Origin of the sequence: Mycolicibacterium austroafricanum, from assembly GCF_000612725.1 — a bacterium.
GTDB lineage: Bacteria > Actinomycetota > Actinomycetes > Mycobacteriales > Mycobacteriaceae > Mycobacterium > Mycobacterium austroafricanum.
Window position 1 is genome coordinate 140,995 of the sequence record NZ_HG964457.1, and the last position, 12,346, is coordinate 153,340.

A 12,346-nucleotide genomic window follows, 5' to 3' on the forward strand; every position below is an offset into this window, starting at 1 on the left:
GCTGTGCACGTGCCCACGCGTACTGCGGAGTTGTATCCCGGGGACATCAAATCGGTGTTGCTCTCGGAAGAGCAGATCAAAGCCAAGACCGCCGAACTGGCTGCGCAGATCGCGGGCGACTACCAGGACGCGGAATCGGGCCAGGATCTGCTGCTGGTCACCGTGCTCAAGGGTGCGGTCATGTTCGTCACCGACCTGGCCCGGGCGATCCCGGTCCCCACCCAGCTCGAGTTCATGGCTGTCAGCTCCTACGGGTCGTCGACGTCGTCGTCGGGCGTGGTCCGAATCCTCAAAGACCTCGACCGCGACATCAACGACCGCGACGTGCTGATCGTCGAGGACATCGTCGACTCGGGCCTGACGCTGTCCTGGCTGCTGCGCAACCTCGCGACCCGGGGACCGCGGTCGCTGCGGGTCTGCACGCTGCTGCGCAAGCCCGAAGCCGTGCGCGCCGACGTCGACATCTCCTACATCGGTTTCGACATCCCCAACGAGTTCGTGGTCGGGTACGGCCTCGACTACGCCGAGCGCTACCGCGACCTGCCCTATATCGGCACGCTCGACCCGAAGGTGTACGAGCAGACGTAGGCGCATGATGCAGATATGACCGAAACGGCCTTACGTATCTGCCCCTTCTGCGAAGCGACCTGCGGTCTGACGCTGACCGTCGACGACGGACGCGTCACCGGTGCGCGCGGGGACCGCGACGACGTCTTCTCCGCCGGCTTCATCTGCCCCAAGGGCGCAAGCTTCGGCGAGCTCGACAACGACCCCGACCGATTGGCTGCACCGCTGATCCGTCGGGATGGCGTGCTGACCGAGGCGACGTGGGACGAGGCGTTCGCCGCGGTCGCCGAGGGTCTCGGCGCGGTGGTCCGCGACCACGGCGGCGCGTCGGTCGGGGTGTACCTGGGCAATCCCAACGCCCACACCGTCGCGGGTGCGCTCTACCCGCCGCTGATCATCCGCGGTCTCGGGACACGGCAGGTCTACTCGGCCAGCACGCTGGACCAGATGCCCAAGCACGTGTCGCTGGGGCTGATGTTCGGCAGCCCCGTCGCTTTCACGGTGCCCGACCTGGACCGCACCGATCACCTGGTGATCATCGGGGCCAACCCGCTGGTGTCCAACGGAAGCCTGGCCACCGCCGCCGACTTCCCCGGCAAGCTGCGCGCGTTGCGCAAGCGGGGCGGAGGGCTCGTCGTCATCGACCCCGCCCGCACCCGCACCGCCGCGCTCGCCGACCGGCATCTCGCGCCCCGGCCCGGCACCGACGCCGCGCTGCTCTTCGCGGTGGCGCACGTGTTGTTCGACGAGAATCTGGTCGACCTCGGCGCGCTCGCCGACCACGTCGCCGGTGTGGACGAGGTCCGCGCTCTCGCCTCGGGTTTCGCGCCCGAGACGGTGGCCGACTTCTGCGGCGTCGACGCGGACGACATCAGGACGCTGGCGCGTGAGCTGGTCGCCGCGCCGACCGCCGCGGTGTACGGGCGGATGGGCACCTCGACCGTCGAGTTCGGGACGTTGGGCAGCTGGCTCGTCGACGTCGTCAACGTCCTGACCGGCAACCTGGACCGGCCCGGCGGGGTGATGTTCCCGCTGTCCCCGGTGGCGCCCGCCCCGCGCGGTCACCGGCCCGGCCGCGGGTTCGACACCGGCCGCTGGCACAGCAGGGTGTCCGGCTACCCGGAGGTGCTGTCGGAACTGCCCACGGCGGCGCTGGCCGAGGAGATCGAGACCCCGGGCGAGGGGCAGATCAGGGCGATGATCACCATCGCGGGCAACCCGGTGCTGTCCGCGCCGGACGGCGACCGGCTCGATCGCGCCCTGGACGGCGTCGGGTTCATGGTGTCCGTCGACCCCTATCTCAACGAGACCACCCGCCACGCCGACGTGATCCTGCCGCCGCCGCCACCGTCGCGCAGCCCGCACTTCGACTTCGCGCTCAACGCCCTCGCGGTACGCAACAACGCCCGCTATTCACCGCCGGTGCTGCCGCTCGACGGCAGACCGGACGAAGCGGAGATCCTGTCGCGGATCGCGTTGGTGCTCTACGGCATCGGGTACGACGCCGACCCAGCCCTGGTCGACGAGCAGGTGATCGCGACCACGCTGGCCAAGGAAACCGCCGACGCCGGGTCACCCGTGGCCGGGCGCCCGGTCGAGGAACTGACCGCGATGCTGCCCGTCGGCCCCGGATACGAGCGCCGCCTCGACATGATGCTGCGCATCGGCGCCTACGGCGACGCGTTCGGCGCCCGGCCCGACGGCCTGACCCTGCAACGGCTCAAGGACGCCCCGCACGGCATCGACCTGGGCCCGCTGCAGCCGCGGCTGCGTGACGTGCTGCGCACCCCGTCCGGCAAGATCGAACTCGCACCGCCGCAACTGGTCGCGGACGCCGAGCGGCTGCGGGCCGCGGTGGGCCGGCGCACCGACGGCTACCTGCTGATCGGCCGTCGCCACCTGCGCTCCAACAACAGCTGGATGCACAACCTGCCCGCGCTGGCCGGCGGCAGCAACCGCTGCACGCTGCGGATGCATCCCGACGACGCAGCCGAACTCGGCGTCGGCGACACCGCCATCGTCAAGGGGGCGGGTGGCGAACTGGTGGTGCCCGTCGAGGTGACCGAGGACATCCGGCGCGGCGTGCTGTCCCTGCCGCACGGCTGGGGTCACGACCGCGGCGGTACCGGGCAGTTGCTGGCCGCCGGTCAGCCCGGCGTCAACGTCAACCAGCTCAACGACGGCTCGACGCTCGATCCGCTGTCGGGTACCGCGGTGCTCAACGGCATCCCCGTGCTGGTCGGTCCGGCGAGTTAGGTCAGCTCCCAGATCACCGTCACCGAGAAACCGACGGTCTGCTGGCCGGGCTCCAGCGGCACGGCGGCCTCCATCGCGCGGGGCGCCTGCATCGGCACCGGCGGTGTCGGCCCGCCCGATTCGGAGATCGAGATGACCTTGCCGAGGTTCAGGCCGGACAGTTCGGCGTACTGGGCGGCCCGGTCCTTGGCGTCCTCGAACGCGCGCGCCCTGGCGTCGCGCACCAACTGTGAATCGTCCTCGATGGAGTAGCTGATCGAGTTGATCCGGGTGGCGTTGCCGCCGGTGGCCACGATCAGGCCGATCGCATCCGACGCACGGCCGAGGTCGCGGAGGGTGACGTTGACGGAGTTGGTGGCCCGGTAGGCCGTGATCGAGGTGCTGTCGGAGTTGTACTGCGGCTGCAGATCCGCGGCCGTGGTGGCGATGTCCTTGCGGTCGATCCCCAACTCGACGAGCCCGTCGATCACCGCCTGCTGGCGCTCGTTGGTCTGGTTCATCGCGGCCGTGGCGTCGGGACCGACGAACTCCATCGACGCATTGACGGTGAGGGTGTCGGGCGTGCCTTGCACCTGACCGGCGCCGACGACGGTCACCTGCCGGCTGTCCGCGCCGGGCTCCAGGGAGGGCCCGCTCTGCGCATCGCAGGCTGTCAGGGCCGCGGCTGTGGCCGCCGCCGCGGCGAGGGCAGTGAGCATGTTCCTGACGGTCTTGGCGCGCGCTGCGATCGGCATGCCAGGCACACTAGCGCGTCGGCGACAGGACTCGTTGGCTCACAACGGGAGTGGCCGCACGTCGAGTCAGCCGCCTGCGGTGTCCGCCGCGTCCGGTTCAGCGGTCGCCGCGGATTCCTGCGACACGTCCTCGACGGTGACGGCCGGGTCCGCCGTGGTCTCCTCCGTGGCCGCCGCCGTGGTCTCCTCGGTGTCGGGTTCAGTGGCGGCCGGGTCGACGTCTGCTGGGCTGACCTCCGGACCGTAGGCCGTGGTGTCGGGTGCGGCGGCGTCGTCGGGCGACGACGCCGGGGTGGCGACGGTCGTGTCCGTGGTCGCGTCGAGGGTCTCGGCTACCGGCTCGACGACGGGGCCGGGGGCGGGTTCGGCAGGAGGATCCACCGGCTCGGCCTCGGGGAGGTACGGACGGTCGTAGGCCCGTTCCACGATCTCCTTCAGCGGTTCGTTGAGCTCGTCGGCCAGCCAACCCAGCCCGATCAGCCGCAGCGGCGTCAGCAGAGGCAGGTTCCGGGTGGGCACGAAGACGTAGGTGATGTTGCCTTCGGTCCACACGGTGTTCCCGGGATCGTCGAGGGCCACATCCGTGTAATCGAGGTGAACCGAGGACAGGATGCCCGCGCCGATATTGAGCATCGCGAGCAGGTTGAAAGGATCGGCGGGGAAGTCGGCGACAGGGTCGTACTGCCGGACGACGTCGATCACCTGGTACTGGGTCTGCGGCAGCGCCGGATAGGTCCCGCCGTAGGCGCGCGTCGGGTTCCCGATCAAGACGAAGGACAGCTGCCCGGCGGCGGGGGCCAGGGGATCTTCGGCGTGCTCGGCCAGCCACTCCGCGGCCACCACGGCGCCGTGGCTGTAGCCGAACACCACCGTGTCGGTGTCGCTCGCCACGCGGCTGACGTCCGCGGTCGAGGACAGGCGCTCGGTGAGCAGGCTGACACCGGCAGCGGTCGAGAACGGCAGGTACGGGATCAGGTCGCAGCCGCCGGACTCGCACAGCGACCCCTGCAGTGCGTACTCCAGCGGCCACACCGGCCACAGCGGGGTGAGCGTCAGCACCGTGGCCGCCGGCTCGACGGCCGTCGTGGCTGTCGTCGGTTCGGCGCTGGTCGCCGCCGTGGCCTGGGCGGGCATCATCGGCATCACGGTCGCGAGCGCGGCCAACGGCGCAACCGCGTACTTCGGGTGGAATCGAGCGCCGGACACTGCGCCGGCGGCGACGATCGGCGGGTCCTCGTCATCCCCGAGGGATGCGACGAGGTCGTCGAGCACCGCGGCGACCAATCCGTCCCTGTCGCCGAAGTGCCGGCACAGAACGGTGGGACTCACCCCGGCGTGGCCGGCGATGTCGGCGAGGCCTGCCGCCGCCCCGAGCTCACCGAATGCGGTGCGCGCCGCGGCGATCAACCCGGCCCGATCGTCGACTTGTCTGCAGACGCCGTAACGCAGCACTGCTCGCATCATTTCGCACCTCTTCGCGCCACCTGACCCGGCGACGCACGAGTACCCCGAAGTGATCCGCGTCACACCGCCGGCGCGCGGCGTCAGCGAGCTGCCGTCAGGAACTCCAGCAGGATTCGGGACACCTCGTCGGGCCGCTCCTCCGTCAGCCAGTGGCCCGCACCGTCGATCATCACCTCGCGGTAGTCGCCCGTGACGACCTCACGGACCCGATGTCTCGGCGTGTAGGCGAGCGTGGCGTCGGCGGTGCCGCCGACGAACAGCGCGGGCACCCCGATTGTCGGCGCGGGCGGATCGGCCGTCAGCTCCCAGTTCAGATCGAAGCAGCGGTACCAGTTCAGCGGCGCGGTGAACCCGCCGCGGCGGAACTCGTCGACGTAGACGTCGAAGTCCGGCGGGCTGATCCAGTCGGGGAGCCGTCCAGGGTCGGGGATCCGGTCGAGGAACCCCGCCGGTCCCGGCTCGGTCATCCGCAGCGCGGACTGCTCGTCCGCGACGTCCATCGCGAACAGTCGGCGGAACGTGCCTGCCGGATCACGGGCCAGTTCGGCATCGGCCGGGCCGCGGTCCTGGAAATACAGGATGTAGAAGAACCGGTCGGCGAAGATCCGGCGGAACGCCTGCGTCGTCGGCACCTTCGGCCGGGGAACCGGAGGCAGGCTCAGCCCGGCGACCGACGAGAACCGGTCCGGCTGCAGCAGCGGGGCGGCCCAGGCCACCACCGCGCCGAAGTCGTGGCCGACGAGCGCCGCCCGTTCGGCGCCGAGGTCGTCGAGCAGGCCGACGACGTCGGCGGTCAGTTCGGCGACGTTGTAGCTGTCGACCGCGTCGGGCTTGTCCGACCCGCCGTAACCGCGTTGATCGGGGGCCAGCACGTTGAACCCGGCGTCGGCCAGTGCGCGCACCTGGTGGCGCCACGTGAACGCGAGCTCGGGGAAGCCGTGGCAGAGCACGACCACCGGCGCTCCGGGCTCCCCGGCCTCGGTGACTCTCAGCGTCACACCGTTCGTCTGCACCATTCGCGACCGCATGGCTCCACTCTCGCCGAACGGGCACCCACGGTCGCGCACAGCGCGGAAACACCACCGAGAATTCACCCTCGCGGCCCTCCGTGAACTCCGGGCTCAGGCCTGATTGTTCCCTCCGTGAACTCCGGGCTCAGGCCTGATTGTTCCCTCCGTGAACTCCGGGCTCAGGCCTGATTGTTCCCTCCGTGAACTCCGGGCTCAGGCCTGATTGTTCCCTCCGTGAACTCCGGGAACTGCCAGACGTTGGTCTAGCGGTAGCCTTGAGGTTTCCAACTGCGCGTATTGGAAGGATTTGGCTGGGCAAGCCACCCCCGGCCGCACACATTTATGAACCGGACTCACAACATGGACCGCACCTCCGGCATGAACCGAACTCACTCATGAACCGAAAGAATGTGATCCGCACCCTCACGGTGATCGCCGTGGTGCTGCTGCTGGGTTGGTCTTTCTTCTACTTCAGCGACGACACCCGCGGGTACAAGCCTGTCGACACGTCGGTCGCGATGGCCCAGATCAGCGGCGACAACGTCAAGAGCGCGCAGATCGACGACCGTGAGCAGCAGCTGCGGCTTGAGCTCAAGAACGGCAACGGCGACACCGAGAACAGCGACAAGATCATCACCAAGTACCCCACCGGGTACGGGGTGCCGCTGTTCGAGGCGTTGCAGGCCAAGAACACCAAGATCAACACCGTCGTCAACCAGAGCAGCATCCTCGGCACCCTGCTGATCTACATGCTGCCGCTGCTGCTGCTCGTCGGGCTGTTCGTGATGTTCTCCCGCATGCAGACCGGCGGCCGGATGGGCTTCGGGTTCGGCAAATCGAAGGCCAAGATGCTGGGCAAGGACATGCCCAAGACCACGTTCGCCGACGTCGCGGGCGTGGACGAGGCGGTCGAGGAACTCTACGAGATCAAGGACTTCCTGCAGAACCCCAGCCGCTACCAGGCGCTGGGCGCCAAGATCCCCAAGGGCGTGCTGCTCTACGGTCCGCCCGGCACCGGCAAGACCCTGCTGGCCCGCGCGGTCGCCGGTGAGGCGGGGGTGCCGTTCTTCACCATCTCCGGTTCGGACTTCGTCGAGATGTTCGTCGGCGTCGGCGCGTCCCGCGTGCGTGACCTGTTCGAGCAGGCCAAGCAGAACAGCCCGTGCATCATCTTCGTCGACGAGATCGACGCCGTCGGCCGCCAGCGCGGCGCCGGCCTGGGCGGCGGCCACGACGAACGCGAGCAGACGCTGAACCAGCTGCTCGTCGAGATGGACGGCTTCGGCGACCGCCAGGGCGTCATCCTGATCGCCGCCACCAACCGGCCCGACATCCTCGATCCCGCGCTGCTGCGGCCGGGACGCTTCGACCGCCAGATCCCGGTGTCCAATCCCGACCTGGCGGGCAGGCGCGCGGTGCTGCGCGTGCATTCGCAGGGCAAGCCGATCGCCGACGACGCCGACCTCGACGGTCTGGCCAAGCGCACCGTCGGCATGTCCGGCGCGGACCTGGCCAACGTCATCAACGAGGCGGCACTGCTGACCGCCCGCGAGAACGGCACGATCATCACCGGGCCCGCCCTGGAGGAGGCCGTCGACCGCGTCGTCGGCGGACCCCGCCGCAAGAGTCGCATCATCAGCGAGCACGAGAAGAAGATCACGGCCTACCACGAGGGCGGGCACACGCTCGCGGCGTGGGCGATGCCCGACATCGACCCGATCTACAAGGTGACGATCCTGGCCCGCGGTCGCACCGGCGGTCACGCGATGTCCGTGCCCGAGGACGACAAGGGCCTGATGACCCGCTCGGAGATGATCGCGCGGCTGGTGTTCGCGATGGGCGGACGCGCCGCCGAGGAGCTGGTGTTCCGCGAGCCGACCACCGGCGCCGTCTCCGACATCGAGCAGGCCACCAAGATCGCCAGGGCGATGGTCACCGAGTACGGCATGAGCTCCAAGCTCGGCGCGGTGCGCTACGGCACCGAGCACGGTGATCCGTTCCTTGGCCGCACCATGGGCACCCAGGCCGACTACAGCCATGAGGTCGCCCAGATCATCGACGACGAGGTCCGCAAGCTCATCGAGGCCGCCCACACCGAGGCGTGGGAGATCCTCACCGAGTACCGCGATGTCCTCGACACCCTGGCCGGCGAATTGCTGGAGAAGGAGACCCTGCACCGGGTCGAGCTCGAGGCGATCTTCGGCGACGTGAAGAAGCGTCCCCGGCTCACCATGTTCGACGACTTCGGTGGCCGGGTGCCGTCGGACAAGCCGCCGATCAAGACGCCGGGGGAGTTGGCGATCGAGCGCGGGGAACCGTGGCCCAAGCCGCTGCCCGAGCCCGCGTTCAAGACCGCCATCGCCCAGGCCTCCCGGGCGGCCGCCGAGCAGGCGCAGAAGAACGGCGGCAACGGCTCTCAGGCATCCAACGGTGTCCCGGGCGGTCCCACCCAGCCTGACTACGGTGCCCCCGCCGGCTGGCACGCACCCGGCTGGCCACCCCAGGCCGGCGGGCCGCACCCCCCGCAGCCGCAGGGCTACTGGTATCCGCCTCCGCCGCCGTCGGGGTGGCAGGGGGCGCCGGCATACCCGGGATATCCGCCGTATCAGCCTCATTCGCAGCCCGGGCAGCCCGCTCCCCACGGCGGCGCCCCGGCGGCGGGCCCCAAAGAGGATCCCGGCCACGAAGGCGGCGGGGAGAACGGGCGGAGCGCTCCGCCCTCCAACGGCTGAAAACTGAATGGAGATCTCGATGACGCGGTCGCACAACCATTCGGCCACGATCACCACCGCCCGTTTCGACCAGGCCCGTGCCGAGGCTGCGGTGCGCGAGCTGCTCATCGCGGTCGGTGAGGACCCCGACCGGGAAGGCTTGCGCGACACGCCCGCCCGGGTGGCGCGGGCCTATCAGGAGATCTTCGCCGGGTTGTACACCGACCCCGACGAGGTCCTCAAGACGATGTTCGACGAACAGCACGACGAGATGGTGCTGGTCAAGGACATTCCGATGTACTCGACATGCGAACACCACCTGGTGTCGTTCCACGGGGTGGCGCACGTCGGTTACATCCCCGGCGTGGACGGTCGGGTCACCGGCCTGTCGAAGCTGGCCCGTGTGGTCGACCTGTACGCCAAGCGGCCGCAGGTGCAGGAACGGCTGACGGGCCAGATCGCCGACGCGCTGATGCGCCGACTCGACCCACGCGGTGTCATCGTCGTGATCGAGGCCGAGCATCTGTGTATGGCCATGCGCGGTATCCGTAAGCCGGGCGCGGTCACCACCACGTCGGCGGTGCGCGGACAGTTCAAGACCGACAAGGCCTCTCGTGCCGAAGCCTTGGATCTGATCCTGCGCAAGTGAGCCCCGCCAGCGTCCCACCTGCCGCACCGACGCCCGTGCAGGTGATGGGGGTCGTCAACGTCACCGATGACTCATTCTCCGACGGCGGCCTGTTCCTCGACCGGGACCGGGCGGTCATCCACGGTGTCGAGTTGGTGCGCCAGGGTGCGGCGATCGTCGATGTCGGCGGTGAGTCGACACGGCCGGGCGCGACGCGAATCGACCCCGCCGTGGAGTCGTCCCGAATTCTGCCGGTCGTCAAAGAGCTTGCACAGCTTGGCATTACGGTCAGCATCGACACGATGCACGCTGCGGTGGCGCGGGTGGCGCTGGAGCACGGAGCGCAGATCGTCAACGACGTGTCCGGCGGCAGGGCGGACCCGGACATGGCGCGGGTGGTCGCGGACGCGGGGGTGCCGTGGGTGCTGATGCACTGGCGCTCCGTCGGCAGTGACCGCCCGCACGAGGTGCCGCCCTACGGCGACGTGGTCACCGCGGTGAGGGACGAACTGATGGCCGGCGTCGACGCCGCCGTCGACGCGGGAGTGGATCCCGCCAAACTGATCATCGATCCCGGCCTCGGATTCGCCAAGACCGCCCAACACAACTGGGCGTTGCTCCACGCGCTGCCGGAGTTCGTCACGACCGGCATCCCCGTACTGGTCGGCGCCTCACGCAAGCGCTTCCTCGGGGAGCTTCTCGCCTCGCCCGACGGTGAGCTCCGCCCACCCGCCGGCCGGGAGACCGCCACCGCGGTTGTGTCGGCACTCGCCGGCTGGCATCACGTCTGGGGAGTCCGCGTGCACGACGTCCGCGCCTCGGTCGACGCGCTGGCGGTGGTGGCGGCCTGGCAGGCAGGTCGCGATGACTGACCGAATCGAGTTGCGGGGACTGAAGGTTCGCGGCAACCATGGGGTGTTCGACCACGAACGTCGCGACGGTCAGGACTTCATCGTGGACCTCACGGTGTGGATGGAGTTGGCCGCGGCGGCCGCCAGCGACGACCTCGCCGACACCCTCGATTACGGCGTGCTGGCGCAGCGCGCCGCCGACATCGTGGCCGGCCGCCCGCGGCAGCTGATCGAAACGGTGGCGGCCGAGATCGCCGAGGACGTGATGCGCGACGCGCGGGTGCACGCCGTCGAGGTGGTGGTGCACAAACCGTCGGCTCCGATCCCGTTGCAGTTCCACGATGTGGCCGTGACCGCGCGCCGGTCGCGTCGGGGTACCGCACCGTGACGAGTGTGGTGTTGTCCATCGGGTCCAACCTGGGTGACCGGATGGCCCACCTGCAGTCGGTGCTCGACGGTCTCGCAGGCTCCGCGCTGGCGGTGTCGCCGGTGTACGAAACCGACGCCTGGGGCGGCGTCGAGCAGGGGCCTTTCCTCAATGCCGTTGTGCTGGCCGAGGACCGGGAACTGGACGGGTACGGCTGGCTGCGCCGCGCCCACGAACTGGAGGATGCGGCCGGGCGGGTCCGGGATCAGCGGTGGGGCCCCAGAACGCTCGATGTCGACCTGGTGCAGTGTCACGGTCCCGACGGGGAGGTGGTGGTCCACGACGACGTCCTGACCCTGCCGCACCCGTATGCGCACGCGCGCGCTTTCGTGTTGGTTCCGTGGCTGCAGGTGGAGCCGACGGCGACGCTGACCGTCGACGGTCGAACCGATCCGCTCACTGCCCACCTGGCGGCCGTGGACGCAGCGGAGCGCGCCGGTGTGCGCACGACCGACTTCGTGTTGCGGATCGCGGACGGGGCCTGATGGGACCGACCCGCACGCGAGACCTGGCCGCCGCGGCGACCGTCACCGCCATAGCGGGTTACCTGCTGGTGCACGTCGCCTACCGCTGGTTCCCGCCGATCGACGTGTGGACGGGCGTGTCGCTGCTCGGTGTGGCCGCAGCGGTCGGGGGCTGGGCGTTCTACGTGCGGGCCAGGATCCGGGACGGTCAGATCGGGGTGGGTCAGGGCAGACTGCACCCGCTGGCCGTGGCGCGATCGGTGGTGATCGCGAAGGCTTCGGTGTGGATGGGCAGTGTCGTGTTCGGCTGGTGGCTGGCGGTGGTGGTCTACCTGCTTCCCCGCAGGGCCACGTTGCGGGTGGCCGCAGAAGACACCCCGGGTGCGGTGGTGGCCGGGCTGTGCGCGCTTGCGTTGGTCGTCGCGGCGATGTGGCTGCAGCATTGCTGCAGGTCGCCCGAGGATCAGTCGGAGAATGCCGACGCGGCCACCGGCTGACCAACCTGCCGGGTACTGCGGCCGAATCGCCGCGGAGGTCGACACGCCAGCCGACCTGTGGCGGGTACAGTCGCCCCATGACCGATCCGACTCGTGGCGCGCGCCTTCGGCGCGGCGGCCGCAGGCCGGGTTGGATCCTGATGACGGTGTTGCTGGTGCTCGCGATCGCAGCCAGTTCAGCGCTGGTTTTCACCAACCGCGTCGAACTGCTCAAGCTGGCCGTGATTCTCGCGTTGTGGGCGGCCGTGGTCGCCGCGTTCGTCTCGGTCATCTACCGCAGGCAGAGCGACGCCGACCAGGCCAAGGTGCGCGACCTCAAGCTCGTGTACGACCTGCAGCTCGATCGCGAGATCTCCGCGCGACGGGAGTACGAGCTCGCCGTCGAAACGCATCTGCGCCGCGAGTTGGCCTCGGAGTTGCGGGCGCAGTCCGCCGACGAGGTGGCGGCGCTGCGCGCCGAACTGGCCGCGTTGCGTGCCAATCTGGAATTCCTCTTCGACACCGATCTCTCGCACCGGCCCGCCATCGAGACCGAACGCACCGCCGGGCGCGTCAGCAGCAGCCGGATCGACACCCAGGAAGACTTCAGGGCCGCCGAGGAGCCGTACGCACCCAAGACCGATGAGAGTCCCATCATCGACGTGCCGGCCGAGCCGCACCCTCCGGAGGGCGAGTGGGCACCGCGCGGCGAAGCCGGTGGCGCGCATCGCCGTTCGGCCGAGCAGCCGCAGTGGGCC

General features: G+C 69.7%; 12 protein-coding genes. 9 read left to right on the forward strand and 3 right to left on the reverse strand.

Features of this window, described 5'->3' with window-relative positions; translation table 11 throughout:
• The first annotated feature begins 3 nt into the window (after window positions 1-3).
• The gene (hpt, locus tag BN976_RS25615; protein ID WP_011782516.1) at window positions 4-588 is read left to right on the forward strand and encodes a hypoxanthine phosphoribosyltransferase; all 585 of its coding nucleotides are present in this window, start codon (window positions 4-6) and stop codon (window positions 586-588) included.
• 15 nt (window positions 589-603) lie between these two features.
• A complete protein-coding gene (locus BN976_RS25620) occupies window positions 604-2,823 on the forward strand; it encodes a molybdopterin-dependent oxidoreductase (RefSeq protein ID WP_036375246.1) in 2,220 nt (739 codons plus the stop codon).
• On the opposite strand, the gene BN976_RS25625 is transcribed toward BN976_RS25620, so the two are convergent.
• The 3 genes from BN976_RS25625 to BN976_RS25635 all read right to left on the reverse strand — a co-directional run bounded on the left by BN976_RS25625 (window position 2,820) and on the right by BN976_RS25635 (window position 6,049).
• A complete protein-coding gene (locus tag BN976_RS25625) occupies window positions 2,820-3,557 on the reverse strand; it encodes an SIMPL domain-containing protein (RefSeq protein WP_011782514.1) in 738 nt (245 codons plus the stop codon). The genes BN976_RS25620 and BN976_RS25625 overlap by 4 nt on opposite strands.
• Before the next feature lie 66 nt (window positions 3,558-3,623).
• Window positions 3,624-5,018 carry a PE-PPE domain-containing protein gene (locus BN976_RS32180; RefSeq protein WP_158498042.1) on the reverse strand — a complete coding sequence of 465 codons (1,395 nt, stop codon included), beginning with the start codon at window positions 5,016-5,018 and terminating at the stop codon, window positions 3,624-3,626.
• 83 nt (window positions 5,019-5,101) lie between these two features.
• Window positions 5,102-6,049, reverse strand: coding sequence for an alpha/beta fold hydrolase (locus BN976_RS25635; RefSeq protein ID WP_036375249.1), 948 nt, complete (start codon window positions 6,047-6,049; stop codon window positions 5,102-5,104).
• Window positions 6,050-6,426: 377 nt separating this feature from the next.
• On the opposite strand from BN976_RS25635, the gene ftsH reads away from it, so the two are divergent.
• The 7 genes from ftsH to BN976_RS25670 all read left to right on the forward strand — a co-directional run.
• A complete protein-coding gene (gene ftsH, locus BN976_RS25640) occupies window positions 6,427-8,763 on the forward strand; it encodes an ATP-dependent zinc metalloprotease FtsH (RefSeq protein WP_036375252.1) in 2,337 nt (778 codons plus the stop codon).
• 19 nt (window positions 8,764-8,782) lie between these two features.
• On the forward strand, window positions 8,783-9,391 hold the full coding sequence (folE, locus tag BN976_RS25645) for a GTP cyclohydrolase I FolE (RefSeq protein ID WP_011782510.1): 609 nt from the start codon (window positions 8,783-8,785) through the stop codon (window positions 9,389-9,391).
• A gap of 44 nt (window positions 9,392-9,435) precedes the next feature.
• Entirely contained in the window at window positions 9,436-10,242 is an 807-nt protein-coding gene (gene folP / locus BN976_RS25650; protein WP_011782509.1) for a dihydropteroate synthase, read from the forward strand.
• Entirely contained in the window at window positions 10,235-10,609 is a 375-nt protein-coding gene (gene folB / locus BN976_RS25655) for a dihydroneopterin aldolase (protein WP_011782508.1), read from the forward strand. Before folP ends, folB begins: the two co-directional genes overlap by 8 nt.
• Window positions 10,606-11,133, forward strand: coding sequence for a 2-amino-4-hydroxy-6-hydroxymethyldihydropteridine diphosphokinase (folK, locus tag BN976_RS25660; RefSeq protein ID WP_011782507.1), 528 nt, complete (start codon window positions 10,606-10,608; stop codon window positions 11,131-11,133). Before folB ends, folK begins: the two co-directional genes overlap by 4 nt.
• Window positions 11,133-11,609 (forward strand): DUF3180 domain-containing protein, encoded by a 477-nt coding sequence (locus BN976_RS25665; RefSeq protein WP_036375255.1) that lies wholly within the window; start codon window positions 11,133-11,135, stop codon window positions 11,607-11,609. Before folK ends, BN976_RS25665 begins: the two co-directional genes overlap by 1 nt.
• A 77-nt stretch (window positions 11,610-11,686) precedes the next feature.
• On the forward strand, window positions 11,687-12,346 hold a 660-nt coding region (locus BN976_RS25670), incomplete at its 3' end, for a DUF6779 domain-containing protein (protein WP_322787925.1).

What these genes read in the sequence shown, in the direction of transcription:
- BN976_RS25620 (WP_036375246.1), top strand. Translation starts at nt 604, where the DNA reads ATGACCGAAACGGCCTTACGTATCTGCCCCTTCTGCGAAGCGACCTGC.
- BN976_RS25625 (WP_011782514.1), bottom strand. Translation starts at nt 3,557, where the DNA reads ATGCCGATCGCAGCGCGCGCCAAGACCGTCAGGAACATGCTCACTGCC.
- BN976_RS32180 (WP_158498042.1), bottom strand. Translation starts at nt 5,018, where the DNA reads ATGCGAGCAGTGCTGCGTTACGGCGTCTGCAGACAAGTCGACGATCGG.
- BN976_RS25635 (WP_036375249.1), bottom strand. Translation starts at nt 6,049, where the DNA reads ATGCGGTCGCGAATGGTGCAGACGAACGGTGTGACGCTGAGAGTCACC.
- ftsH (WP_036375252.1), top strand. Translation starts at nt 6,427, where the DNA reads ATGAACCGAAAGAATGTGATCCGCACCCTCACGGTGATCGCCGTGGTG.
- folE (WP_011782510.1), top strand. Translation starts at nt 8,783, where the DNA reads ATGACGCGGTCGCACAACCATTCGGCCACGATCACCACCGCCCGTTTC.
- folP (WP_011782509.1), top strand. Translation starts at nt 9,436, where the DNA reads ATGGGGGTCGTCAACGTCACCGATGACTCATTCTCCGACGGCGGCCTG.
- folB (WP_011782508.1), top strand. Translation starts at nt 10,235, where the DNA reads ATGACTGACCGAATCGAGTTGCGGGGACTGAAGGTTCGCGGCAACCAT.
- BN976_RS25665 (WP_036375255.1), top strand. Translation starts at nt 11,133, where the DNA reads ATGGGACCGACCCGCACGCGAGACCTGGCCGCCGCGGCGACCGTCACC.